Raw genomic sequence first — 25,380 nt, forward strand, 5'->3', positions numbered from 1 at the left:
GCAGCGAAGGAGCCGCCACCCAGAGCGACGCCTGCTTCTCACGTGTTCGCCCCATCGACATGACGCGGACAAACTACCATCGTCGCCAGTTCTTGTCGATCCTCCTTCGGGATAAGTCCACGGGCTGTTAGGGAAGCTTTGCCGGCTCGGCCAGGACGCGGCGTGTACCGCGCACACAGACTGTGCGGATGCAAACTGCGTGAATGGTAAATGTACGGACTGTGCTCCCGGCATCGACTGTGCCGCGGGTACCACGTGCAACCCGGCAAATTCGGCATGCCTACTGCCCGCCGGAGCCTACTGTGTCAGTTCCAGCCAATGCAACAGCAGCAACTGCACCGGCTTCCCCCGCCGCTGCCAATGACCCTCCCTACGGCAACTTCAACGGCTTCTTGAACGGATCCTTCTTCGTCGTCCCCGTCTTCCCCGCCGGTTTCCCCGTCCCCACCGCCGTCCCCGTCGACTTCGGCGCTGTCGCCCCCGCCGGCGGCCCATCCACAATCACCGGCGCATCCTGCACCTTCACGCTCGGCGCCACTGCCGGCACCACCGTCTCCACCGGCTTCCCCGTCGCCACCACCGGCGCTGCACTCCCCGCGCCGGCTCCCTCCTCCTGCGGCACCGCCGGCGCCGATCCAATCCACACCGCCGCAATCACCCCCATCACCGCAATCAACACCCCCACCCCAATCAACGTCGTAAACTGACTCCTCCGCTGCTTCCTCTTCAACTCCGCCGCCAGATCCACCTGCGGCAACCCCAACCCCGGCGTCGCCTCCGCCTTCTCCACCACCTGAACCAGCCCGCCGAGCCCCGCCGTCTTCGCCGCCGGATCCTCCCCCGCCGCCGGCACCTCCGCCGGCTGCGCCCACGGCCGCGCCCCTGCCTCCAGGGCCCCCGGTCTTACCGAACCGACCCCATTGCTCGTCGTCGCCGTCCCCGTCGCCGGGCCATGCCCTGTCGTCGCCCCATTCCCCCTCCCCTGCTGCGACTGAACGTAACGCCAATTCATCCGCAGGTCCGGCATCTGCGAGATCCGCACCTCGTGCGCATTGAACAATTGCGCCGCGATCTCCGCCGGATCCTCCGGCACCTGCTCCAGGTACATCAGCACGACGTCCGCGGGCTCCTGCGTCGCTTCCCGGCGCGGAACGAACCGTACCGTCAAACCTCCCACCACGTCCTGCTCGCGCCCATTGGAAATCGCCGTCCACTTGATGTCCGATTCCACGAGCACATTCGCGATCCGCGCCATGCAATACGCCAGCGTCGCGAAATCCACCCGGTCCGGATACACGATCACCACCCGCCGCGGCGGCGTCGAGTTCTCCACCGTCCACCGGAACGAAAGCCCGCTCGGACCCGGCTTGTGCAGGTCCTCGAAATCTTCGAGGTACATCTTCAGCACCGGCAAAAGCGCGTCCGCGTTCTGCGCGTGCTGCACGTACGTGTGGTACCAGCCGCTCCCCTCCGCCTGCGACTCCTCGTCCGGCAAGAGCTTCTGGTAAAACTGCACCGCCGTCCCGTAGATCGCCTCGCCGTCCAGGTGCCGATCGACGATCGCCGCGGAATGGCAGAACGGCGGATCTTGCCGCCCGGCGTGATCCTTCGCCCCCTTGATGCGCAGACCAAAAATCAGCGCGAGCCCCCCGTGCCCCGGCTCGTATTGCGTGTCGTCGCGCGACAGGTTCCCGATCGCGAACGCGTACGCGCTCCCGTGCCGCGGCTCGATGTATTTCACGAGCCGCGAGAGGTGGCTGAAATGCTGCCGCGTCAGCGGCGCCTGCGGCACCTCGGGCCGGTAGATGAAGTCGATCTGATGACCCGGCACGTTCCCGTGGAGGAAATGGAACCAGGTCGCCCCGAAGGGCACCTTGTACGTCGGGACCTCGTATCCCGCAGAAACGACGTGCGTCTCGTCCATGTCCCCCTCCGCTCAACCCCTTCGAGGCGGTGGCTGGCGATTCAAGAGTGGCGCCGTGGCTTCCATCGGGTTGAGGTCCTCGATGGGCATCGTCGCCTTGATGTTCAGTTTGCCCCCGGGTCCCGGCCGCGGCCCGAAGGGTGGCGCGAGCGGCACCTGCGGGGCGGGCGCGTGCTGCGGGGCATGCCCGTAATGCTGGGGCGTCGGCATCTGCGGGTGTCCGTTCGACGGCGGCATCGCGTGCGGGATCTGCGGCGGGGGGAACCCCGGCTGTGATTGCGACGCGGGCGCGTTCATCCCGGGCGTGATCGTCGAAGCTCGCGACCGGAACTCACTCTTCATGCGCTGGAGGAGCTGCAGGTCGTAGGCCGACTTCGGGAGGATCTGCTCGACGAAGTGCGAGAACAAAACGTGCGTCGAGTGCCCGTAGCTCGCGGAGCCGACGAGCACCTTCACGTCGATCTGCGTCGCGTATTGCCGCAGGCTGTCGATGAGCGGCGCGTAGAGCGCTTTCGCCTGCGCCTCCGCCTGCGCGGGTGAGCCGGGGATGAGGTCGCTCTTGTTGATGAAGAGCACCACGCTCTTGCACGACGCCACCGTCTTCGGGCTGAAGAAGTACTTCAACGCCTGCGGGTTGAACTCGTTCAACTGCTCGCCGATGCGGTGCGTATCGACTTGCTGCGCGTCCTTGCCGCCGAGATCGACGACCATCAAGAGCCCGTGGATCTCCTCGATGATGAGCTCCTGCTGCGCGTCCACGATGTGCTCGCCGCCCCAGTCGTGCACCTCGAACACGTGCTCGACGAGCGTGTCCTTGCTCCGCACGTGGCTCACGGTGCGCTCGTACCGCTCGATCTTCGTCCCCTCGATCGTCCCGAGATCCACGAGCGGATTCGACCACTTCAGCGTGAGCGAGCTCTTGCCCGTCGCCTTCATCCCGAGCGTCAGGATCCGATAGATCTTCCGCTCGAGCTTCGGCCGCTTCTCGAGCTCACCCTTGTGCCAGTTGAGCTCCTCCTCCATGTGATCGAGCCAGCCGATCTTCTTCTTGTTGTCGGCGTCGAGCGACGTGACCTGCGCCTGCAGCTCGCGGTTCGCCCCGGCGAGCGACTGGTGCTTCATCTCGGCGGCCTCGAGCTCCTCGGTGAGCTTCGACGCGCGCATGCCGAGGACGATCAGGACGACGACCAGCGCCGTGATGATGATGCCGATGATGATGAAGACCGTCGTCATTCGCCCCTCGCGTCCGACATGGTTTGGCTCGTCGCATAAGATCATGCAGACCTGGTAGCGGGCAAGAATTCTTACCACGTATTGTTACATGGCTCGACTGGTACGCTACGATGCCCGCCATCGGCAGTATTGTCGGCACGTCCGTCCTGACCAACGATGAAAGCTGGAAGCACGATCGGGAAGAAGTATCGCCTCGTCCGGTCCATCGGCGCGGGCACGATGGGCACGGTCTGGGCAGCGGAGGAGATCGGCACGCGCCGCGAGGTCGCGCTGAAGCTGCTCTCGAAGTCGACGCCGGAGCTCCGGCAGCGCTTTCTGCGCGAGGTGCGGCTCTCGTCGCGCTTGTCGCACCCGAACATCGTGCGCCTGCTCGACGCGGGCGAGACGGACGACGGCGAGCCGTTCCTCGTGCTCGAGCTGCTCTCCGGCGAGTCGCTCGCCGACATGCTGAAGAACAAGCGGCGCATCGAGCCGCCCGTCGCCGCGCGTATCGCCCGCGACATCGCGAACGCGCTCGAAGCGGCGCATCAAGCCAAGATCATGCACCGCGACCTCAAGCCCGCGAACGTCTTCTTGCACCGCGAGCCCGGCGCGGCCGAGGGCGTGTTCGTCGTGAAGGTCCTCGATTTCGGCATCGCGAAGAACCTCGGACCCGGCGAGGAGACGCAGGCGACCATGACGGGCATGGTGGTCGGTTCACCCGGGTACATGAGCCCCGAGCAGGTCGCGCTGCGCGCGGACATCGATCATCGAACGGACCTCTGGTCGCTCGGAATCCTGCTCTACGAGCTGCTCGCGGGCGTTCGGCCCTTCACGGGCTCGGTGCAGGACGTGGTGCGTCAGGTCCTCGTCGCGCCCATTGCCCCGATCTCCGCACGGGTGCGCGACGTGCCGCAGGAGCTCGAGGACGTCGTGATGCGGTGCCTCGAACGAGACCGTGACAAACGTATCGCGAACGCCGCCGAGCTCGTCGCGCTCCTCACGCCGCTCCTGGAGTCGAGCCGGATCTGGCGGGCGCCGTCGAGCGCCGCGATCCCCGTCGCGCGGGCTTCGCAGTCGTCCTCGCCCCTGCTCGGCGCGTCCGACGCGACGCCCGAGGGAACGGCATTCTTGGCGCCGAACACGCCTGCGCCCGATCCGCTGCCGCCGTGGCGACGCGAGATGCAGGAGTCGCTCTCGGCGCATCGGCGAAGCTCGACGTTGACGGCGGGGATCCCCTTGCCTGCGGCCGAGGCCACGGCGCCGCCGACGGCGCGCGACGAGACGGCGACGAGCAGCACGACGATCCATCGTCGCAGGCAGGGACGCGCGATCCTCTTTCTCTCGTTCGGGCTCGGCGCGGCGGCGATGCTGGCGCTGGTCGCGCTCGTCGCCGTGATTGGGTTGCCCGAAAACGAGCCCGCCGCGCCCGCGGCACAGTCCTCCGTCGCGTCCGCGCCCGAAACGGCAAGCGCGGCGCAAGCGCAGCCGCGCGCGCCCACGCCACCAGCGACACCTTCGCCGCCGCCGCCTTCAGCCGCCACGGCGACGCAGGAGCCTGCGGCGATGACGATGCCTGCGGTCACGGTCGCGCCGACGCCGTCCGCGAAGGCGCCCGCGGTCGCGTCCGCGAATCCCACGCCGACGCCGACCTACACGGCGCTCCCGCCGTGCACGCTGACGCTCCGGGTGGGGTGCAGGAACGTGTCGAAGCCCGGGTCAACGTCGAACCCGCGCAAGTTCTCGCCGTCGGGCCTCTGAGCGAGCGCGCCGATCGCCGGCGCAGAGATGCGATCGCTCTCCGTGTCCGACCTTGCTACGAACTTGTCCTTTTCGAGGAAACACTGCTAGCGCCCTGGGTATGATCGCCGGGAGCCGACTCGGGGGCCGATATCGCTTGTTACGCCCGCTCGGAGAGGGCGCCATGGGCATCGTGTGGGAGGCCGAGCACATCGCGACCTCGCGTCGCGTGGCGGTGAAGGTCCTTCGCGTGCCCTCCGAGAGCCATCGGCATCGACTTCGCCGGGAGGCGCGCTTTTGTGGTGCCATCGCGCATCGCAACGTCGTCGAGGTGTACGACGCGGGTGATACGGAGTCGGGCGAGCCGTACCTCGTGATGCAGCTCCTCCACGGCGAGACGCTCGCCGATCTGCTGCGCCGGAGGAGGCGCCTCGAACAACCGGAGGCCGCGCGGATCGGCCGTGACATCGCCCGCGCGCTCGCGGCGGCGCACGCGAGGAACGTCATTCACCGCGACCTCAAGCCGTCGAACGTCTTCTTGCATCAGGAGCCCGGGACCGACGGCGTCGTCGTCAAGGTCCTCGATTTCGGGGTGGCCAAGCAGCTCGACGCGGACGACACCCTGGTGACGGAGCGCAACGGCGTCGTCGGCACGCCGGCGTACATGAGCCCCGAGCAGCTCGCGTCGCCGCACGACGTCGATACGCGCACGGACGTGTGGTCGCTCGGCGTCGTGCTCTTCGAGATGCTGACGGGCGTGCGTCCGGTCTATCCCCTCGAGCTGAAGGACGGCCATGGCCTGCGCCCGCGTCCCACGCCGCGCGTCTCGGACTACGTGATGAACGTCGACCGGGAGCTCGACGACCTCGTCGCGTATTGCCTCGAGCGTGATCGACAGCAACGCATCGCGAAGACGAACGGAGTGGCCGAGCGGCTCGACGTCTACCTCGCGCTGCAGGCGTGCACGGCGCCCCGCGTGCGTGACGCGTGGCCGCGAGCGGAGCCGGCGTTCCTGACGCGCGAATGGCCGACGCAGGAGCCACGCATCACGGAGCCGTGGTATGGGAGCGCCGGCGCCGCGCCGATCCCGGAGACGCTGCAAATGCGGCCGGACGGCTCGACGGCGGCGGCGATGGTGCGATCGCAGGCCGCGTCGACACGAGAGGCGGCGGTGCGCACGGGCTCGCAAACGCTGAACCTGCTGGGCGGGCTGGCGTCGCTGATGCTGGTGGCGGTGATGGTGGGAGATCGCATGGAACGACCGGCGCCCGTGCCTGCAAAGGCGGAGCGAGGTATCGCGGAGGTGACGGCGGAGATCACCTCGGCGCAGAAGCGGAAGTGCCTCGAGGACCTCGCGCCCGGAGACGAACCCCAGAAGGCGCGTGAGGCGAAGAAGAGGTAGGATCGGAGAAGAACCATGGACCTCGTTTGTCTCTGTCCCCTTCGCGCGTCGACGTTCGCCTGGCAGGCACATACCGGAGCGCATGCGCTGACGGTGATTGTCAAGGCTACTTTCGTGGTAGAGCCGGGCGAATGCACGCTCGCGCCGAAGCAGGAGCCGGTGCACGAGGAGGATGGATACTGGAACGACGATCCCGCGCGGAGCGTGGTCACGCCGAGCGACAACGTGCCGTACAAGCCGCGGGCGGACGTGACGCTCGTCGGGCACGCGTATGCGCCGGGGAAACAGCCGGTGCGCTCGATGATGACGCGGCTCGTCGTGGGGGAGCTCGATAAATCGATCGAGGTCTGGTGCGATCGAGGGTTCCGGGTGCAGGACGGGCAACTGCTGGAGGGGCCGCGGTTTTCGAAGATGCCGCTCCGGTGGGAGCGCGCGGCGGGCGGGCCGGAGACGAACAATCCGGCGGGGATGCGGTTCGACGCGGCGCCGGATGCGTATGGCATGGTGCCGATTCCGAATTTGCAACCGCCGGGAACGTTTGTATCCAAACGATCGGATACATTTTCCTCGGTAGGATACGGGCCGGTCGGGGCGGAATGGCCGGCGCGGAGGCAGCGGCTCGGGCGTTTGGCGGGGACGTTCTCGCCGACGGGGTGGTCGGAGCGGCCGCTGCCGGAGGGGATGGATCCGGCGTATTTCCAGGCGGCGCCGCCGGATCAGCAGGTGATGGAGCTCCGGCCGAACGAGCGGATCGTGCTGGAAGGGTTGCACCCGGAGCATGCGCGGGTGGTGACGAATTTGCCGGGGGTGCGGCCGAGCGTGGTGGTGGATCGGGCGACGGGGGAGCGGGAGGAAGTGCGGCTCGTCGCGGATACGTTGTCGATTGACACGGACCGCGGGGTGTGCTGCGTGGTTTGGCGGGGCATGATCGGGCTGCGCAGCGCGGACGAGGCGGGGCGGATTGCGGTGCGGATGGAGGGAGCAGGGGCCCAGGGAGCAGCGGACGCGGCGGAGGAGATCGAGGAGGATTTGCTGGAGACGATTCCGCCGACGGCGCTGGCGGCGGGGAATGGGGACGAGGAGGAGGATCTCGCGGCAATGACCCTGGTGCCTGCGTTCGGGGCGAAGGCCTCGGGGCCGGTGATGCCGTTTTTGGGAGGCGAACGGCCGCGCGTGACGGCGGCGCCTGCTTCGAAGCCGGGAGATGCGGCATTGCCGTTCGGGCAGCCGGCGAGTTTGGCGGCGCTCCGGGCGGTGGAGGTCGCGGCGGTGCCGGTGGCGGGGGACCAAACGATGTTTCCGCCCATGGCGAAGAAGGCAGCACCGCCGGCCCCGAGCGCGGCGCCGATTGCGCCTCCCGCGTACGTTCCGCCGCCTCCACCGGTGGCGGCTCCGCGCGCGACGGCGGAGAGCGTGTGGTCCTCGGGCGCGCCGGGGACGACGGCGGCGCCGTCGCGGGAAACGATTGGTTCGGCCGCGGCGGCTGCTGCGGCGGCTGCTGCGGCGATTGCGACGCCGAGTGTGGATCGGGCGAGCCAGGAGGGCGCGCTGGCCGCGTCGAATGCTGCGGCGGGCGCGGTGCCGTGGAGTGTGCCGAAGCGGGATTTGCGGCCGGCGATCGCGGAGAGCGAGGCGCTTGGCGTCGAGCCGGCGCGGGAGATGTTGCAGCTCCTCTGGTACGACCCGGAGAGCATCGCGCGGATGCGGCGGGTGCCGGCGTGGAAGAAGGTATTCGAAGAGCTCGAGCGGAGTCCGCGATCACGCGAGATCGAGATCGTGGATGGAGCACGCGAGCCGTGGGAAATCGAGGATCGGCAAGAGGTGTTTCAGGTCCTCGCCAAGGCGCCGCGGGTCGACGGCAAGGGTGTGGAGGAGGCGCTGGAGGGGGCGATCGGCGAGGACGGGAAGTTCGTCCCGCCGATGGTGTTGCTCGCGGGGGAGATTGAGATGCCGTTCGACGAGCTGGAGGCGCTCAAGGCGGCGATGTCGACGGCGGCGCCGCTCGTGACGGCGGCGGACGAGGGGCTGAAGGCGGCGGTGGGGGTGGCGAAGGATTTCGTGCAGATGCCGGGGTTGTCGGCGGCGCCGGCGGTGTGCGAGGGGTTGACGACGCGGATAAGGGACGCGTTTTCGAGGGAGAAGAAGGGGCTGCCGGCGGATTATCTGGAGCAGCAGATGGAGAGGGTGCTGCTCGGGGGGAGGCATTACCAGAAGAAAGAGGTGTTCGGGGGGAGGTTCTTGCGGTGTTTGATTTGGTTGCCGGGAGAGAAGGGGGCGATCGTGGGGTATTTGCCGGAGGAGGTGGGGAAGAAGGTGCCGATGTGGAGGCGGTGGCGGGGGAGGGTGATCGGGGAGGTTTGGCCGGCGCAGGATCAGTATGAGGCGGGGGCGCGGGCGGTGAAGGTGGGGGGGGTGGGGAGGGCCGCGCCTGGCATCAAGAGGGCTTGAGACAGGACCGGTGCACTCTGGCGCCCTTGGACTACTTGACCTTCACGAGGACGTAATGGAATTGCCTCTGGCTGCCCAGTGCTGTCCAAAACGCTTGGAACGTCGTAGGTGGCATGGTCTGGCAGCCCGCAGAGCCCGTGATGTTCTTGCCGCCCTTGTGAAATAACATCGACGTGCCAGCATTAAGCGCAGCGGCGTTGGTCGCGACATCGGTTGCGTCGAACGAGCCATCATGGTTGATGTCCCTTTCGGCGATGATCGCCGACATCGGGCGCAATACATTGCCGTATGTCGAAGACTGGTCCTTTTTGAACTTGTAACTGCCTGCAGGGATCCTGCCGAGATCCTTTCTGCCGTCGTTGTTGGCATCCTCACCATAAGCCTTGCGCGCGTGCTCGTACCGATGCTCGTAACGCGATGAGGGGTCTGTATTACCCTGAAACTCCTTGGCGGTCTTGACACCACCATTGTTATGGAGCACGACGAAACGGTCATCATAAACGCCACCACCAGCATTCGTTCGCGTATTCGTGGTCACGCGCAGACCGAGGATCACGCGCTCGCCTGTATCCAGAGCGGCCTCGACGCTGGTGCACTGCCCGGCTTTCTGGATGTAACCGAGGTAGACGTTGAACTTGTGCTCCTCCGAGAGTCCGGCGGTATCCGGCAATCCTCCAGCGGCCTCTCCCACAGGGTCGCTCGCACCGACCGTCGGAGCCGAGGCAGCAACTGCGCTCAAGCTCGCGAGGAGGATCCCGTCCGGCGACCTGTTCAGCAGTTTCTTCCACGTCTGGGAGCCTACGACGCCATCCTCGGCGAGGTGGTTCTCCTGCTGGAACCGGCGTACGGCGCGGTCTGTGTCCGCATCGAAGACCGTATCGGTCGGTAGATTCGGGCTCGGCGACAGCGCCTCGTTCAGGGCCATCTTGAGTGGCCCAACCAGCAAGTCCGTGGCCCCCTTTTTCAGGGTCTTGTATTGAGCCATCGTGATCGCTCCGTGTGATATCTCCCCGCGACCAGCGGCAACAACTCAATCAGCCAATGCCATGCAAGCAACGACTTATTGGAGGTAAACAATCTTTGTAACCGTCATGGGGTTTTTCTGGACATGGACGCGAGCTCCGCCACCGCGAACGCGCCCTTGGGGCAGGATCAATACCTCCCAACCGTCTTCCTTTGCGGTCGCGTTCAGCGTGTAAGCATAGTCTTGATTCAAGCCGGCTCTCACTGCATCGAACGCCAGTGCTTTCGCCTTCTCGACCAATTCATCGTTACTCGGCATGATAACCTCTACGGCCCCAGAATGTCCTTGTGAGCGCCCAGGGAAACTTCGTTGCCACTGGCGTCCAGGGTCGGCTTTCCGTCAGAGCTGACAACCCAGATGTCGTCGCGACTGATAATGTAACTCTCACCGGGGTAATTCTCAGCCGCAATCGCATTCCAGTCCCCTTCGTGTCCGCCCTGATGCCATACCTTACCGGCTTCGTCCAACGGAGGGTTCGGGTGGGTGTGAAATTCTCCGACGACTTCCTTCCCATTGTAGGTACCATCCGCAGCGCGCGGCGGCGGCAAGATGGATGCGCCAGAACCCTTCGTCCAGCGTTCGACGCCATACGAACCGTCTGAATTCTTGACGATGTATCCGCCTTCCTCATGCCGTTGTGCCGGGTCGGCCGCCATCGAGTCTTCCCACGCTTTCTTCATCTCCTTGCGTACGTTCGGGTCATCAATGGGTCGGCTCGATGATGGCTGAGTCGTCCCACTCCCCACGGTGGGATTGGACCCTGATCCCGACTGATGGCGACCCTCCTCGCCTTCTTCGTCGTCCCCTCGGGCTCCTTCGCCCTCTTCGCCTTCCATCCCCGGCAACTCCGGCTCCTCCGGCGTCGCCCCCTTCCCCTTGCCGGCCTTCTTCCCTCCCTCATTGATGTAGACCATCATCCCCTTGATGGTCACGCCCGTCGAATCGATACGGATGAATCCGCCGGGCCCCTTGATCGTGATGTCCTGTGCCGCCTCCCCCACCAGGACCTCGGCCGAACGCAGGTGAATCTCTTTCCCCGTTTCGAGGGCGTATCGACCCTCCACCTTCTCGTGGCGACTCTGGATGACCATCATCGATTGGTCCTGCTCGATGAGCTCCCGCCGATCACCCTTGACCAGGAGGTGAACATCCTCGTCAACGAGCTCCCGTTTTCGTTTCGCGAGCCGGATGTCCTGATCCTTGCCGACGCGCAGGCGCCTCTCGCCTTGCGTCTGCTCGGCTTCGTTTTTCTTGATGAGCTTGCGGCGCGTGCCGCCGATCACGGTCATCCGGTTCGCGCCGGTCGTCTCCGACCGATTGATGCCGGTCACCTCGAATCGGTTCACGCCGGTCGTATCGGTCTCGTTGACGCCGACCTGCTTCTGCCGGTGGCGCAGCACGGTGATCGTCTCGTTGTTCTTGACGAGCATCCGCCGGTTCTTCTGAGCCTGCTCGTAGAAAAGCTCGTTCCCCTTCTTGTCCTCAAACTTGAGCTCGTTGAACCCGTCCGAGCCCAGCGAGGAGTCACTCTTCCACGTGCTGATCGTCTTGTTCTCCGGCAGCACGTAAGGGACTGGCTCGATGCGGTTGTAGACGCGGCCCACCACAAGGGGCTGCTCCGGATCGCCGTCGAGGAAGCTGACGAGGACCTCCTGGCCAATCCGTGGGATCGCCAGAGAGCCGAAGCCTGTCCCTGCCCACCCCTGGTTGACCCGGATCCAGCAAGACGAGTTGTCGTCATCCTTGCCCTCGCGATCCCAGGGGAACTGTACGCGCACGCGACCGAACTCGTCGGTATGGATCTCCTGCCCCTTGGGCCCGACGACCTTCGCGCTTTGCACGCCAAAAGCTCTCGGCTTGGGCGTTCGGGCAGGGGAACGGAATGGCATCTCGGTGAAGACGGCACGACCGCTCATGGTCCATTCACCGCCGTGAGAGCCCTCGATGGAGAAATCCGTCACGAGGAGCGACTTGCCGGCAACTGCGGAATGGGGGTGCCCGAGGATGGAGAATACAGCGCCGGCCTGGGTATCCATCACGTTCGTATCGAAGGACACGACCTTTCGTCCCATCCGCTCGGCGTGGAGCATCTGCTCGGCGCGCGTTTGACCGTACGCCTGCTCGTACCGCGCAACGCCCTTGTCGTCGGCGACTGGTGTATCACCGCCCTTGCCGTCGTCGACGAGGAACGTGCCTGGATCGTAGACGTACTGCTCGTACCGGTCCTCGGGGGCATCGGCGTTCGGGGCCTTGCCGAAGAGCTCGAATGCAGGGCGACGGAAGTCGTGATCGCGCATCGTGAGCGCGCCGGGGCGCACTTCGCGTGCGAGGCGGACGTTCTTGACGTACTCCTTTTCTGATTGCTGATTCGGGTTGTTCGTGAAGACGACCCCTTGCCGGGGCGTGCCCGACTCGAACGTGTCGCCGAAGGTCAGCTTGGCGCCTTCACCTTTCGGATCGAGGAAGGCGAACGCGATACCAGCCTCCTCGAGGAGGCGGGAGACGAAGGCATAGTCAGTCTCCCCGTACTGAACCTTGTATTCGAGCTTGTGGTATTTCCCGGCGTCGATCTTCCAGTCGGCTTCGACCTTCCATTCACCGAGGATCTTCTTGACGATGTCGGGGATGGTGACGTGCTGGAAGATGCGATGGTTGCGGCGGTGCGTGAGCAGCCAGAGGGTGGGGACGATGCGGGCGTGATACATGTGCAGCGGCTTCTGGCCAGCCTGCGTAGTGACGGCCTTGAGCTGCTGGAAGTGGGAGCAAACGCCGGACCACAGGCGTATGCCGCCGCTCGTGACGTGCGCGTAGCCGGTCTCCAGGCGGAAGCTCGCGGGCTTGCCGACCACGGACTCCATCGAGATGCTGTCGTCCTCCGAGCGAACCCAGACGGAGATCGTGAATGGGGAGGAGATGGATTCGTGGATGGAGAAGCGGCGAGGAGACAACTGTTGTCCGGCTACGATTAGATGAGGCGGCATGACGGCTCGCTAGGACCTAGGGATTCGTTTTGACGGGCGAGATGTTGAACCAGCCCTCCACGTCCTCATGAAAGGAGTCATAAAGGTCGACACGCAACTGTTCACCTTCCAGTGGCCAGGCACGGAGGCTGCTCCAGTTCAAGAACGACCCCGACGGCTCATGAAAAGCCCAAAAGGTGAGCTCCGCAGTCTCCCCGGCGACGCGTACCAGTTTCACGTGGATACTTTCCTTGAATGGACCATAATAGACCGTGGAGTTCTTGCCTGCTCGAGACAGTGTGACGACAAATGTACTATCCTTCAATCTATGGTCGTCACGGCGCACGGCAAACACAAACTCCAACGTTTTCCACGGCATTCCATTGAGATCACTGGTGACCACCGGGGCGAGTTGATTCAAGGTCGCTACGTCATACGGCTGCCATGGCAGGCCCTGGTCGATTGTTTCTACTTTCATGTTGAGCACACTGGTGGTGACAAATAGCAAGAGGGCAACTGCAACTGCAGCGATCCATGACGCCTTGCGACGCCTAACTGATCCAGTAAGACTTGTACCCACTCGTCTGTCCGGGTTGGAACATGAAGAAGCCCGAGGGCATTGCCCCCATTTTAGCATCCGTTTGTGCGCCTTTTTGCGATGAGGTCACGCTCCCATCCGCGCCGTCATCCTCCCAGACAGCGCCGTCGATCTCTCGCCGGCCTGATAGCCATCCGCCAACTCGATTGCCCCAAGTATTTGTATAGAGCGTCCGGTTTGCCGAGGCGTAGAAATCGATGTCCCATGCGTTTGAGGTTGCCTGGGCGAGGCTGCCGGACATATTTTGTTCCACTGTCCAGGGTGGAATGGGTTGGCCGGCGTTGCCGGTTTGGCACGCCAGGGATGTCGCGTGTCGGCTTCTCCAGCGCCAGCCCTTCTTATTGTTCTTGTCGACGAAGGCGCTGGCATTTACTTGCGCTGCCTCTACGGCGGTAAAATAGATACCTTCTTGATTTGAGAGCCAGATCCCCTTCCCTGGTGTTCCGTGGGCGATGAAGATCACCACCTGCACTTTTTTCTGGCAAGTCATCCCTGCCTTCGTCGCGGTGCCGGAGTTGATATGGGTCGCAACATCGCTCCAGGTCTTTGCAGGTTTAGGGTCGCCGCCGTAGGTCTTCACCGAGTTGGTAAAAGCAGTGACTTGACCGACCGTGTGGCCCTTGCCCTGAAAGTAGAATACCGTCGTAAGATCGAAATAGCCCCCGTAGACGCGCACGTACCGTACGGCTTGGGCCATGAACATCATCCAATTCCCAGGCGAACTCTTCATATATAGATCTTCCGAGCCCACCACGATCACGTACTCGAGGACTACACAGGACTCAACCGTGCTTCCGTAGTCAGACATGGTGCCTCCCAGCGAGCTCTTGCGCTAGTCGCAATGACTCCATGGCCCGGTAAAACGGGGCGAGCTGGCGATTGGAAAGGATATGAAAGATCACCTCGTCGTAGTCATCGGCATAGGTACCGAGTATCCACGAGGCGGTAACGTATCGTTCGAGGCCGGCTTCGGAAACGATGTCGTATCCGAGGGCTCGTTCGATACAGCACCGTACGAACGTCACCGCGTCATTGAATTCTGAAATCATGACGCTTGGACGGGAGCGAAGCAGGTGAAGCGCCAGGTTCCTGTCGAACTGCCGCTTTACCGCATTCGACATCGCCAACATCTGTGCCCTTGAAATCGTCATCATGGCATGGTACTGCCCTTCGCGATCTCTGCCCCGTGCAGGCTGAGCGCAATCAGTGCGTGCATCCGGCGCCCATCTAGAATGTGCTCGTTCTCCAAAAAGAAACCCGTGCTGGGTCCTTGAAAGCTACTTTTTTGTCGTTCGCTACTGATTGACCAGAACGCGCCGAGCACCCAAGGATCGTAGAACCGGAAGTAAAGTGGTTCTACCATCTCCTCGACCTTTACCAATAAAAACCTACGAAAGTGCCGCCTGACCTCTCTGAAGGACTCACTGCTGGATATGTAGATTCCCCAGCGCCTGCCCCACCCCTCCGTCACCAGCCGGTCCAGAAGCACCGAGTCTTCGCGAAATGGTCCGGCCAAGTACGGGGCAACGCTTGCGAGCGGCTCCCCCTGGATTCCTTCGTACAACGATTGATGCGGTTCGACCGATTGATACAAAAGCTCCAGAATCCGATCGTGGCGCGCCGCGTCCAGAATCGCAAAAAGCGCCTGATGGGCTGCCTGCTCACGGAGCTGCGCCAACGCCATCCGAGCCGTGTCGCGGCGCGCCGTTTCATCTGCTTGCTTTGCGGTCAGGAGTTTTTCTTCGTCGCTAGATGGCTCAAAGTCTCCTACCTCCTCTTCGTCATCGCATGGTGGCGGCATCTTGTCTTCAACGTAGGCGGAAAAGTCCGTTTCTCCAGCGCGAATCCAGCTGCCGTGGCGAACCTCACCCGTCTTGACTCGCGCCCCGTCGAGAAATGTACCCTTGAGGCTATCCAGGTCGCGTAGGGTCCCCACCAGGCCGTCCCATGCGAGTGAGAAATGGAGACCGGAGAGGTGCTTGTCGTTAGGAACTACCAGATCCGCCTGCTCGGTGCGGCCTACGACTAGCGTCGTACCAGGGGCGAGCACCGCCTTCCGCCCGTTGGTCGGTACCCACCGCTCCTGAAGGATCAGTCGACATGTCATCTCGATCATCCACGCCGTTGCTTTCGGCTTGCCTCGAGGAACTTGTTCTTGCGGTCGCAGCTCTCACAAAACGGCTTGTCCGTCCTCAAAGTATCCGCCTGCGCCGACGACCCGATCAATACCGTCGGGCACCCCTTCACGATAATCCCTCCATGCGACGTCGGATCACCGATCCGCGCCGCGTGCTTTCCGCCAATCCGCACCGTCGGCTCCCCCCGCGACACAGAGTCCGGCGGCCCCACACATACGAGCTTGTCGCCCACCCGCGCCGCTGGCTGAAAGCCAATGAACACCGTCGGTTCGCCGACGACGACAGGCCCCCCGACGTGAGGAACCGGCCCAGGTTCCACCTTGGGACACACGTGCATATCCGTGATTCGCGCCGCCGGAGGCATTGCCCTCACTCCTCCCCAAACCTCATTGAGCCAAACCCGTCACGGCTACATTGTCCGGCACCGGCTTCTCCGGCGCCTCGATGACCGCTTCGACCGCCTCTGCCGGCTTCTCCGGCTTCGCGCCGCTCCCGGACCCGGGTGACCCACCGCTGTTGATGTTGACGATGTTCCCCTTGATCGTTATGCCACCCGCGTCGATCCGGATGAACCCCCCCGGCCCCTTGAGGGTCAAGTCCTTCGCCGCCTCGATCACCAGCGCTGTGCCCGCTTTGAGGTGAATCTCCTCGCCCACCTCCATCGCGTGATTCTTGCCGACCTTCTCCTGCCGGTTCTTCTTTACCGTCAGCGATTGGTTACCATCGATCCGCTGGTTGCGCTTGCCCTTGACCCGGAGGTGACTGTCCCCCTCGATCTGCTCGCGCTTCGTCTGCTTGATGATGATGTCCTGGTTCTTCCCGATGTAGATGACGAGGTTGCCATCGGTGCGCTCGATCTCGTCGCCGGCGATCTGCTTGCTGCGATTGCCGCCAATGACCGTGGTGCGATTCGCTCCAGTGATCTCCGTACGATTCGCGCCCGTCACCTCCGTGCGGTTGGCCCCCGTCGTCTCGGTCTCGTTGACGACCACGAGCTTCTGGCGATTGTTACCGACGGTGATGGTCTCGTCGTTCTTCACGAGCTTGCGCAGGTTCTTCTGCGCTTGCACGTAGACGAGCTCCTTGCCCTTGAGATCCTCGAACATGATCTCGTTGAAGCCACCGCCGCCGAGCGAGGAGTCGCTTTTCCAGGTGCTCCGCGTCTTGTGTTGCGGGAGCTTGTAAGGCACCTGGTTCGTCGCGTTGTACACGCGCCCCACGATGATGGGTTGGTCCGGGTCACCGGCCAGGAAGCCGACGAGTACCTCCTGGTTGATGCGTGGGCTCATGATCATGCCGAATCCTGCGCCCGCCCATCCCTGGCTGACGCGGATCCAGCACGAGGACCGGTCGTCCTGCTTGCCCTCGCGATCCCAGGGGAACTGCACACGAACCCGACCAAACTCGTCCGTGTGGATTTCCTGGCCCTTGGGGCCCACGACCGTCGCGCTCTGAACGCCAAACACCGTCGGCTTCGGCGTCTTGATCGGGGGACGATAGGGCACCTTCGGATCCACGAACAACGCGCGCGCGGACATGCTCCATTCTTCGTCCGGCGTGCCCTGTGCAGAGAACTCCGCTACCAGGAGCTTCTGCTCGGCGCCGAGTTCTGCGTGCGGATGGTTCTCGATCGAGAAAATCTGCCCAGGCCAGAGGTCGATCGTGTTCGTGTCGAAGGAGATGCTGCGTTTGTCCGCGCGCGTCGACAAGAGCACGCGCTCGGCGAGGTCCTTCCCATACTTCTGCTCGTAACGCGCGACCCCCTTGTCATCGGCGACGGGCGTATCGCCTCCCTTCCCGCCCTCGACCAGGAACGAGCCGGGATCGTAGTGATATTGCTCGTACATGTCCTCCGGGGAAGGCGCCTTCGTCGCCTCCCCGAAGAGCTGGAACGCGGGGTTGCGGAAGTCGTAATCGCGAACCGTGTGAGCGCCGGGGCGAACCTCGGAAGCGATGCGGACCTCGGTGACGAACTCCTTCTCTGCGGACTGACTCGGGTTGTCGACAAAGTGGATCGGCGGCGCAGCCCGGGGCTTGCCAGCGTGGAGCCGATCGCTGAACGTCAGGAGCGAGCCCTTGGTGTCGTTGTCGGGGAAGACGAAGCCAATACCTGCCTCCTCGAGCAACCTGCTCACGAAGGCGTAGTCGCTCTCGCCGTACTGCACCTTGTACTCGAGCTTCGGGTACTGGCCCCGGTCGATTTGCCATTCCTTCTCGAGGCCCCACTCGCCTAGCAGCGCGTCGACAATATCGGGGATCGACATGTGCTGGTAGACGCGGTGCCCCCGACGCTGCGTCATGAGCCAGGCCCTTGGCACGAACCGTAAGTAGTAGGTCGAAAGCCCTGTCGGCTCCGCCTGAACCTGCTCCATGTAGCTGCAGATGCCCGTCCAGTACCGCGCGCCGCCCATCAGCGCCCACTTGTAGCCAGCGACGATGCGTAACGTGGCTCCCTTCCCCACGATCGCATCGAGATCGAGGCTGTCGTTCTTCGACCGTGCCCAGACGGAGACGGTGAAGAGGCTCGAGATCCCCTCTTGAACCGAGAAGCGACGAACGGAAAGTGAACCGTCCCCCCCTTCCAGCGACAACTCCAGCACTGCCATACAGCCTCTTCCTCACTCACGCGGCGAACCAGATCTGCGTCGGTATACCGCGCTCAGGCTCCGCCACATCTCACCCTACCAAGCTCAGGGTTTGCCCGTAAACATCCTCGTATCTCTCGCCACAATCCCAAACAAGTACCAATAGTTAGTACGCGACGACCCTGTCCTGAACATGGATCACCAACATCCCACCCATCAACACAAACAAAAGTCAACATGGAAACACGCTCCACACAAACCACCCCAACCAAGCCCCCCCACCAACTCCGTTCCCATGTCGATACCACCAACGTAGTACGTGTACATGTTTCCCCTACCAAACCCACTGCGCTACACTCCCACCTCATGGCATCCGCAGGAGGACCCGCGGCCCCTGGCGACGTCGTCGCCCAGCGGTACCGCGTCGAGTCGTGGCTCGGGCAGGGCAACATGGCCGCGGTGTATCGCGCGACGCACCTCGGCACGGGACACGCGTGCGCGCTCAAGCTCGTGCTCCCACAGCTCGTCGACCGTGACGAGATTCGCAACCTGTTCGTCCAGGAGGCCCGCGTCGGCGCGCGGATCGGGAAAAACCCGCACATCGTCGACGTGTTCGACGCCGGGATCGATCCGCAGCGCGGCGTGCCGTACCTCGCCATGGAGCTGCTCGAAGGCGATACCCTCGACAAATACGTCAAACAGCGGGGCCCCGTGCCGCCAGGCCTCATGCGGATCCTCTTCCTCCAGCTCGCCGATGCGCTCGGGCAAGCGCATGCGGCGGGCGTCGTTCACCGCGATCTCAAGCCGGGAAACCTGTTTCTCACGTACGACCGCAGAAAGAGCCCGCTGCTCAAGGTCGTCGATTTCGGCATTGCGAAGGTCCTCGAAGAAGGCATCCAGGGAACGGCCACGCAGGTCGGGTCGCCGGCGTACGCCGCGCCCGAGCAGCTCGGCGCGTCCATGCGACCCATGGCCGCGAAAATGGGGGTCGTCATTTCGCACGGAATCACGCCCCAGACCGATGTCTGGGCCCTCGGCGTCATCGCGTACGAGCTCTTGCTCGGCGCGCCGCCCGGACATCTATGGACAGGCGCGGAGCGCGGGACCGTCGCAGACATGGTCATGGGCGTGGCGATTCACCCGACTCCGTCTGCGGTGGCCCGCGCGGGCTTCAAAGCACACGTCTTTCCGCGTGGCTTCGACGAATGGCTCGAACGGTGCCTCCGGAAAAACGCCGCCGAGCGATGGCCGAACGTGGAGGAGGCCGTCCGGGCGCTGGCCGAGCTACTCGATAGCGGGTACGACGACGGAGAGACGCAGCAGATTCGTCCGCAGGCATTGCTCGGCATCAGGAAGCCGCAATCGATGGAGGCGACGATGCCGCTTCCTCCCAAGCCGCGTTCCGTACCGCCTCCGCCCGTGCAAACCGCCGTGCTTCCTCCGGGCTTCTACCCCGCGCTCGAACCGACCGCCCCGCCGCCACCCGAGCCCCAGAAAGCCCGCCCCGCCGGTTTGCAGACGCTGCCGCTGCACACGCCTCCGCCCGAGCTCCGCGCGGCGCCGCCTCCTCCCCTCGAGGCACCTTTGCCGCCGTCGGCCCGCGCACCGCTGCCCTCCGCCCCGGCGCACGTCGGACCCGCGTACGCCCCCACCTCCTCGATGCAAGCGCCGATTGTATCTGCATCGCAGCCATTTCTGCCATCCATCCCTCAATTGGCCGCGACGACGCACGGCCTTGCCGCGACGACCCCGCCGACCACGGGAAGCACATCAAAGAAGCTCGGCATCGTACTCGGCGTCTCGGCGCTGCTCGCTGCATTGGGCCTCGTGGCATTCGTGCTGATTCCGAAAACAGGAGGGCTCCGGATCGAGGTCACCGGCCGCGAACTCGGCAAGGTCGCGATTTACGTGGATGGACAGGAGCGTTGCGGGACGACGCCGTGTGTCGTCGGTGATCTCGCGCCCGGAGACCGTATCGTCAAAGTGGTCGCGCCCGGGAAGGGCGAGAAGATCGTGTCCGCGAGCGTGGAGCGAGGGGAAGAAAGCCCTGTCCTGATTCCCCTCGAGGGGGTCGAGCCGCAGCGTGCGAATCCTCCCGATACCGAGCCTCCGAGGCTCGTGGAGGCACCGTCGACGCCGCCCGCCGAGTCACCTTCCGTGCCGGAAGTGGTCGGGACGATCCCGGCGCAAACGCCGGGCGACGCCGCACGAGCGCCGGGCCCCTCGCCGACGACGCCCGCGGTTGGCACGACAACCACCCAGGCAGCGCAGAACAATGGGACGCTCAACATCAATTCGATCCCGGTATCGAAGGTCGTGCTGGATGGGCGGCCGCTCGGCAGCACACCCAAGGTCGGCCTTTCGGTGCCGGCAGGGACACACACGGTGACCTTCATCCACCCCGAAAAAGGGAAGCAGACCGTAACCGTCACCGTAAAAGCGGGAGAGTCGAAAACGGCCGCGGTCAAGTTCAAGTGAGGGGCGCGTACGTGAACGACCGGGCTGCGTGGGAGCGAATGTAAGCCGGCCGCACGTACGCCGCCGACCGAGCACATCAAGCCGAGAGTGCCCGAGATCACCGAGGAGAATCCGAGAAATCGCGCGCGCTCGATGCTAGCATCGCCCCCGCCAAGCGAGGTTGCGGGTCGAGAAGGCGCGAGCAGCGATGTTGCAAAACGAGAACAGCGGCCCCCCGGAGGCGCATCCCAAGAGCCCGGATCCCGATCTCCCGCTGGCCCCGACCGCCAGCGCAGACTCGTCTGCCAGGCCCGAACCCGAGTCGCTCCCCGGGTCTTTGCAGGCCGGCTCCAGCATCAAGCACTACGAGCTCATCCGCAAGCTGGGCGAGGGCGGCATGGGGATCGTGTTCCTCGCCCGCGACACCAAGCTCGGCCGCCTCGTCGCCATCAAGGTCCTGCTCGAGCACAGCGGCGTGGGCGCCGAGCGCTTTCTCGCCGAGGCGCGCGCCACCGCCCGCTGCAAGCACGAAAATATCGTGGTCATCCACGAGGTCGACGAGCACGACGGATACCCGTACATGGTGCTCGAGCACCTCGAAGGCCGCACCCTGAGCGCCTTCCTGGCGCAGCGCGAGGCCCCCGGCGCGTTCGAGCCCCGCTCCCCCGCGGACACGCGAAGCGGGCGCGTGTCGCCGAGCCTCGCCGTCGAGCTCGTCCTGCCCGTCGTGCGCGCGCTCTCGTGCGCCCATCAGCTCGGGATCGTGCACCGCGATCTCAAGCCCGACAACATCTTCCTGACCGCCGCGGGGCACATCAAAGTGCTCGATTTCGGCATCGCCAAGCGTGTCGAGGCCGAGGAGCTCTCGGCCATCACCGTCTCCAGGCAGCCGCGCATCAAGGGCGCCGGCCTGACCGAGGACGGAGCGCTCCTCGGCACCCTCCCGTACATGTCGCCCGAGCAATGGCGCGCCGAGGACATCGACGCGCGCAGCGACATCTGGGCCGTGGGCATCATTCTCTTCGAGCTCTGCACCGGGGCGCATCCGCTCGCCCCGGCCACGTTGTTCCAGCTCTCGCAGGTCGAGAACCTCGACGAACCCATGCCCCGCGTGAGCGACAAACGCGCGGACGTGGGCCCGCTCGGCGACGTCATCGACCGCTGCTTGAGCAAACGCAAAGCCGAGCGCTTCAACTCGGCCGAGGAGCTGCTCGCCGCGCTCGAGGCGGTCCTGCCCGGCCGAAAGTCGCTCGCGCAAAACGAGGACGAGAGCCCCTTCGCCGGCCTCTCCGCATTCCAGGAGGCGGACGCCGCGCGTTTCTTCGGCCGCGATCGCGACGTCGCCAGCGTCCTCGGGCAGCTCCGCCACCAGCCGCTCGTGGCCGTGGCCGGGCCCTCGGGCGCGGGCAAATCGTCCTTCGTGCGCGCGGGCGTGATCCCCGCTTTGAAGCGCTCGGGCGAACGCTGGGAGACCTTCCTCCTGCGCCCGGGGCGAAGGCCCCTCGCCGCGCTCGCCGAGGTGCTCACCCAGATCTCGGCGGCCCCGCCGGAGAGCACGCGGGCGGGCGCGTTCGAGCCGATGGATCCCGATGATCTCGTGGCCACCCTGCGCACGCAGCCGGGGCTCCTCGGCGCCCGGCTGCGGTCGCGCTGCCGCCGGCAGGGAAGCCTGCACCGCATCCTGCTCTTCGTCGATCAATTCGAGGAGCTCTATACCCTCGGGACCGACCCCGCCGAGCGCGCGGCATTCGCCGCCTGCATCGAGGGCGCGGCCGACGACGCCTCGTCCCCGCTGCGCGTCATTCTCTCCATCCGCTCCGATTTCCTCGATCGCCTGACCGAGGATCGAAAGCTGATGGCCGAGGTGATTCGCGGGCTCTCGTTCCTGCCGCCCGTGGGGCACGAGGGGCTGCGCGAGGCCTTGACGCGGCCGATCGAGGCGACCGGGTATGGCTTCGAGAGCGAGGAGATGATCGAGGGCATGCTCGGCGCGCTCGAACGCACGCAGAGCCCCCTGCCCCTATTGCAATTCACGGCCGCGAAGCTCTGGGAGGCGCGTGATCGGGAGCGCCGCCTGCTCACCCAGGACAGCTACGAGCAGCTCGGCGGGGTCGCAGGTGCGCTGTCCACGCACGCGGACGCGGTCCTCTCCGGGCTCTCGTCGCTCGACCAGCGGCTCTGCCGGGCGGTCTTCCTGCGCCTCGTCACGCCCCAGCGCACGCGCGCGGTGGTGAGCCTGGAGGAGCTCTATGCGCTCTCCGAGGACGGCCGCGCCGTGGAGCAGGTGGTCCATCACCTCGCCGACGCGCGGCTTTTGCTCATCGAGACCTCCAGCGAGCGCGAGGGCACGCGGGTGGAGCTCATTCACGAGTCGCTCGTCGAGAGGTGGGCGAAGCTCAAGCAATGGCTCGACGAGAGCGAGCTCGACGCGCAGTTTCTGGCCCGGCTACGCGCCGCGGCCGAGCAATGGGAGGCGAGCGGGAAGGCCGAGGGCTTGCTCTGGCGCGATCGCGCCGCGGAGGAGGCGCGCGTGTGGCTCGAGCGCCGGCGCGCCGAGGGGCGCGTGGCTTCGGCCGTCGGATTCGGCGGGCGCGAGGAGCGTTATCTCCAGGCCGTCGTCGCGCTCTCGGAGCGCGCGCGGCGCGTTCGCCGGCGGATCGTCGCGGGCGCCATTGCCACCGTCAGTGCAATCGCCCTGCTCGTGTCCGGGCTCGCGAGCCGGGCGAGCCGAGAAGCCGCGCGCGCGGACGAAGCGTCGGCGCTCGCCCAGGACGAGGCCCGGCTGACGCGCAATACCACCCGCATGGCCATGGCGCGCGAGCTCCTCGAGACCGATCCGACGACCGCGCTCGCGCTCCTGCGCGAGGTCGAGCCCCCCGGGGTGCCGCGCGAGTGGTCCGATCTGGCGCGGACGGCCTTGCACAGCGGGCTCACGCTCGTGGTGCTCCCCCATCACGACAGTGTCTTTTCCACGGCGTGGAGCCCCGACGGCAAGCGCATCGCCTCCGCGTCCCGCGACAAACTCGCGCGCGTGTGGAGCGCGGATGGGACCGGCGAGCCCCTCCTCCTGCGTGGTCACGACAGCGCAGTCAATGCGGTCGCCTGGAGCCCCGACAGCAAACGCGTCGCCTCCGCCTCCGACGACAGGACGGCGCGGGTGTGGAATGCCGATGGGACCGGCGAGCCCCTCGTCCTGCGTGGACACGGGGATGCGGTGCACTCGGTGGCCGTGAGTGCCGATGGAAAGCGCATCGTCACCGCGTCGTACGACAGGACGGTGCGGGTATGGAATGCCGATGGAACCGGCGAGCCCCTCGTCCTGCGCGGCCACGACAATGCCGTCCTGTGGGCGGATTTCAGCCCCGATGGCAAGCACATCGTCAGCGCCTCCGCGGACAGGACGGTGCGGGTGTGGAAGGCCGACGGGAAGGACAAACCGTTGATCTTGCGCGGGCACGAGAACAAGGTGCGTTACGCATCGTGGAGTCCCGATGGCAAGCGCATCGTCACCGCGTCGGAGGACAGGACGGCGCGTGTGTGGAATGCCGACGGGTCGGACGAGCCTCTGATCTTGCGCGGGCACGAGGGCTGGGTCCGGTCGGCAAAATGGAGCTCCGACGGCAAGCGCATCATCACCACGTCCGACGACAAACGGGCGCGGGTCTACAGCGCCGATGGAGTCGGCGAGCCCTGGATCCTGCGCGGGCACGAGGGCTGGGCCCGTGCGGCGGAATGGAGCCCGGATGGCCGGCGTATCGTCACCGCTTCCTCCGACAGGACCGTGCGGATATGGGACGCCCGGAGGATCGGGGAGCGGCTGGTTTTCCGCGGGCACGAGGGCGCGGTCTCTTCCGCGGCTTATAGCCCCGGCGGCGAGCGTATCCTCACCGCATCGGAGGACGGCACCGCGCGGGTGTGGAATGCCGACGGGAAAGGGGAACTCTTGATCCTGCGCGGGCACGAGGGCTGGGTCTCCTCGGCCGCGTGGAGCACGGACGGCAAACGCATCGTCACCGCCTCCCAGGATCGGACGGCGCGCGTATGGAGTGCCGATGGAACCGGCGAGCCCGTGGTCCTTCGCGGGCACGAGAGCGCGCTCAATTCGGCGGCATTCAGCCCCGATGGCACGCGCGTCGTCACCGCCTCCCAGGACCGGACGGCGCGCGTATGGAATGCCGATGGAATGGGCGAACCGCGGGTCCTCCGCGGGCACGAGGGCGAGGTCCGCTGGGCGGCGTGGAGCCCCGACGGTAAACACATCGTCACGACGTCCTCGGATCGGACCGTGCGGGTGTGGAATGCCCATGGGGAGGGCGCGCCGCGGATCCTTCGCGGACACGATCATTGGGTGGAATCGGCGGCCTGGAGCCCCGATGGAAAGCGCATCGTCACCACGTCCTCCGACAGGACGGCGCGTATCTGGAACGTCGAGGGGACAGGCGAACCCCTGATTTTTCATGGACACGAGGGCTGGGTCCGTTCGGCGGCGTGGAGCCCGGACGGCAAGAGCATCGTCAGCGTCTCCGTGGACAAGACCGCGCGGGTCTGGAATGCCGATGGGACGGGCGAACCCCTGGTCCTTCGCGGGCACGAGGGCTGGGTTTCCTCGGCGGCGTGGAGCCCCGATGGAAAGCGAATCGTCACCGCCTCCGACGATCAGACCGTGCAGGTGTGGCAAGATCTGACGCCGCTCTCGAACCCCGATGCCCCGCAGCTATGGGCCGCGACGCCCTATTGCGTATCCGTCGATTGGACGGTCAAACACCTGGGCGTGTCCGAAGACATGGCCCGCGCCGAGCGGCAGACCTGCGAGCGTCGCGTCGAAGCGGCCCGCGCCGCGGCCGCCGACGGCGCATCACGATAAAATGAGCCTGTCCGCTTCCGCGGACAAA

At 65.3% G+C, this 25,380-nt stretch carries 16 protein-coding genes; 5 read left to right on the forward strand and 11 right to left on the reverse strand.

Annotated features, from left to right (window positions below; translation table 11 throughout):
* Window positions 1-370 precede the first annotated feature (370 nt).
* Both QHF83_RS43670 and QHF83_RS43675 read right to left on the reverse strand, forming a co-directional pair.
* On the reverse strand, window positions 371-1,924 hold the full coding sequence (locus QHF83_RS43670) for a hypothetical protein (protein WP_282424033.1): 1,554 nt from the start codon (window positions 1,922-1,924) through the stop codon (window positions 371-373).
* A 12-nt stretch (window positions 1,925-1,936) separates the two neighbouring features.
* Window positions 1,937-3,157 (reverse strand): hypothetical protein, encoded by a 1,221-nt coding sequence (locus QHF83_RS43675; protein WP_282424034.1) that lies wholly within the window; start codon window positions 3,155-3,157, stop codon window positions 1,937-1,939.
* A gap of 156 nt (window positions 3,158-3,313) precedes the next feature.
* Here QHF83_RS43675 and QHF83_RS43680 point away from each other — a divergent pair, with 156 nt between their 5' ends.
* From QHF83_RS43680 to QHF83_RS43690, 3 genes are all read left to right on the forward strand, one after another.
* Window positions 3,314-4,897: a serine/threonine-protein kinase gene (locus QHF83_RS43680; RefSeq protein ID WP_282424035.1), complete on the forward strand. Its 1,584-nt coding sequence runs from the start codon at window positions 3,314-3,316 to the stop codon at window positions 4,895-4,897.
* 100 nt (window positions 4,898-4,997) lie between these two features.
* Window positions 4,998-6,278, forward strand: a complete 1,281-nt coding sequence (locus QHF83_RS43685) for a serine/threonine-protein kinase (protein WP_282424036.1) — start codon at window positions 4,998-5,000, stop codon at window positions 6,276-6,278.
* A 15-nt stretch (window positions 6,279-6,293) separates the two neighbouring features.
* Window positions 6,294-8,726 (forward strand): DUF2169 domain-containing protein, encoded by a 2,433-nt coding sequence (locus tag QHF83_RS43690; protein ID WP_282424037.1) that lies wholly within the window; start codon window positions 6,294-6,296, stop codon window positions 8,724-8,726.
* Between the two features lie 31 nt (window positions 8,727-8,757).
* Here QHF83_RS43690 and QHF83_RS43695 read toward each other — a convergent pair whose 3' ends face one another.
* The 9 genes from QHF83_RS43695 to tssI (QHF83_RS43735) form a co-directional block, all read right to left on the reverse strand.
* Window positions 8,758-9,711 (reverse strand): peptidoglycan-binding domain-containing protein, encoded by a 954-nt coding sequence (locus QHF83_RS43695; RefSeq protein WP_282424038.1) that lies wholly within the window; start codon window positions 9,709-9,711, stop codon window positions 8,758-8,760.
* Between the two features lie 75 nt (window positions 9,712-9,786).
* Complete coding sequence (locus tag QHF83_RS43700; protein ID WP_282424039.1) at window positions 9,787-10,008, reverse strand: hypothetical protein; 222 nt, start codon at window positions 10,006-10,008, stop codon at window positions 9,787-9,789.
* Window positions 10,009-10,016: 8 nt separating this feature from the next.
* The gene (gene tssI / locus QHF83_RS43705) at window positions 10,017-12,731 is read right to left on the reverse strand and encodes a type VI secretion system tip protein TssI/VgrG (RefSeq protein ID WP_282424040.1); all 2,715 of its coding nucleotides are present in this window, start codon (window positions 12,729-12,731) and stop codon (window positions 10,017-10,019) included.
* A 16-nt stretch (window positions 12,732-12,747) separates the two neighbouring features.
* Window positions 12,748-13,197 (reverse strand): hypothetical protein, encoded by a 450-nt coding sequence (locus tag QHF83_RS43710; RefSeq protein ID WP_282424041.1) that lies wholly within the window; start codon window positions 13,195-13,197, stop codon window positions 12,748-12,750.
* A gap of 64 nt (window positions 13,198-13,261) precedes the next feature.
* Window positions 13,262-14,116, reverse strand: coding sequence for a hypothetical protein (locus QHF83_RS43715; RefSeq protein ID WP_282424042.1), 855 nt, complete (start codon window positions 14,114-14,116; stop codon window positions 13,262-13,264).
* A complete protein-coding gene (locus tag QHF83_RS43720) occupies window positions 14,109-14,462 on the reverse strand; it encodes a hypothetical protein (protein WP_282424043.1) in 354 nt (117 codons plus the stop codon). Before QHF83_RS43720 ends, QHF83_RS43715 begins: the two co-directional genes overlap by 8 nt.
* Window positions 14,459-15,424 carry a DUF4123 domain-containing protein gene (locus QHF83_RS43725; RefSeq protein ID WP_282424044.1) on the reverse strand — a complete coding sequence of 322 codons (966 nt, stop codon included), beginning with the start codon at window positions 15,422-15,424 and terminating at the stop codon, window positions 14,459-14,461. Before QHF83_RS43725 ends, QHF83_RS43720 begins: the two co-directional genes overlap by 4 nt.
* Entirely contained in the window at window positions 15,421-15,810 is a 390-nt protein-coding gene (locus QHF83_RS43730; protein ID WP_348980520.1) for a PAAR domain-containing protein, read from the reverse strand. The genes QHF83_RS43725 and QHF83_RS43730 overlap by 4 nt, the downstream gene beginning before the upstream one ends.
* A gap of 22 nt (window positions 15,811-15,832) precedes the next feature.
* Window positions 15,833-18,052 carry a type VI secretion system tip protein TssI/VgrG gene (gene tssI / locus QHF83_RS43735; RefSeq protein WP_282424045.1) on the reverse strand — a complete coding sequence of 740 codons (2,220 nt, stop codon included), beginning with the start codon at window positions 18,050-18,052 and terminating at the stop codon, window positions 15,833-15,835.
* Window positions 18,053-18,397: 345 nt separating this feature from the next.
* Here tssI (QHF83_RS43735) and QHF83_RS43740 point away from each other — a divergent pair, with 345 nt between their 5' ends.
* Together QHF83_RS43740 and QHF83_RS43745 are read left to right on the forward strand one after the other, a co-directional pair.
* A complete protein-coding gene (locus QHF83_RS43740; protein WP_282424046.1) occupies window positions 18,398-20,509 on the forward strand; it encodes a serine/threonine-protein kinase in 2,112 nt (703 codons plus the stop codon).
* A 187-nt stretch (window positions 20,510-20,696) separates the two neighbouring features.
* The gene (locus QHF83_RS43745; protein WP_282424047.1) at window positions 20,697-25,352 is read left to right on the forward strand and encodes a protein kinase; all 4,656 of its coding nucleotides are present in this window, start codon (window positions 20,697-20,699) and stop codon (window positions 25,350-25,352) included.
* The last annotated feature ends 28 nt before the right edge of the window (window positions 25,353-25,380 follow it).

This window comes from Polyangium sp. 15x6 (assembly GCF_029960785.1).
In the GTDB taxonomy this organism is placed as follows: domain Bacteria; phylum Myxococcota_A; class Polyangia; order Polyangiales; family Polyangiaceae; genus Polyangium.

Excerpts from the sequence above, each read along its gene's own strand:
- QHF83_RS43715 (WP_282424042.1), bottom strand. The coding sequence starts at position 14,116 with ATGTCTGACTACGGAAGCACGGTTGAGTCCTGTGTAGTCCTCGAGTAC.
- QHF83_RS43685 (WP_282424036.1), top strand. The coding sequence starts at position 4,998 with ATGATCGCCGGGAGCCGACTCGGGGGCCGATATCGCTTGTTACGCCCG.
- QHF83_RS43745 (WP_282424047.1), top strand. The coding sequence starts at position 20,697 with ATGTTGCAAAACGAGAACAGCGGCCCCCCGGAGGCGCATCCCAAGAGC.
- QHF83_RS43720 (WP_282424043.1), bottom strand. The coding sequence starts at position 14,462 with ATGATGACGATTTCAAGGGCACAGATGTTGGCGATGTCGAATGCGGTA.
- QHF83_RS43700 (WP_282424039.1), bottom strand. The coding sequence starts at position 10,008 with ATGCCGAGTAACGATGAATTGGTCGAGAAGGCGAAAGCACTGGCGTTC.
- tssI (WP_282424040.1), bottom strand. The coding sequence starts at position 12,731 with ATGCCGCCTCATCTAATCGTAGCCGGACAACAGTTGTCTCCTCGCCGC.
- QHF83_RS43740 (WP_282424046.1), top strand. The coding sequence starts at position 18,398 with ATGGCATCCGCAGGAGGACCCGCGGCCCCTGGCGACGTCGTCGCCCAG.
- QHF83_RS43725 (WP_282424044.1), bottom strand. The coding sequence starts at position 15,424 with ATGATCGAGATGACATGTCGACTGATCCTTCAGGAGCGGTGGGTACCG.
- QHF83_RS43680 (WP_282424035.1), top strand. The coding sequence starts at position 3,314 with ATGAAAGCTGGAAGCACGATCGGGAAGAAGTATCGCCTCGTCCGGTCC.
- QHF83_RS43670 (WP_282424033.1), bottom strand. The coding sequence starts at position 1,924 with ATGGACGAGACGCACGTCGTTTCTGCGGGATACGAGGTCCCGACGTAC.
- QHF83_RS43690 (WP_282424037.1), top strand. The coding sequence starts at position 6,294 with ATGGACCTCGTTTGTCTCTGTCCCCTTCGCGCGTCGACGTTCGCCTGG.
- QHF83_RS43675 (WP_282424034.1), bottom strand. The coding sequence starts at position 3,157 with ATGACGACGGTCTTCATCATCATCGGCATCATCATCACGGCGCTGGTC.
- QHF83_RS43730 (WP_348980520.1), bottom strand. The coding sequence starts at position 15,810 with ATGCCTCCGGCGGCGCGAATCACGGATATGCACGTGTGTCCCAAGGTG.
- QHF83_RS43695 (WP_282424038.1), bottom strand. The coding sequence starts at position 9,711 with ATGGCTCAATACAAGACCCTGAAAAAGGGGGCCACGGACTTGCTGGTT.
- tssI (WP_282424045.1), bottom strand. The coding sequence starts at position 18,052 with ATGGCAGTGCTGGAGTTGTCGCTGGAAGGGGGGGACGGTTCACTTTCC.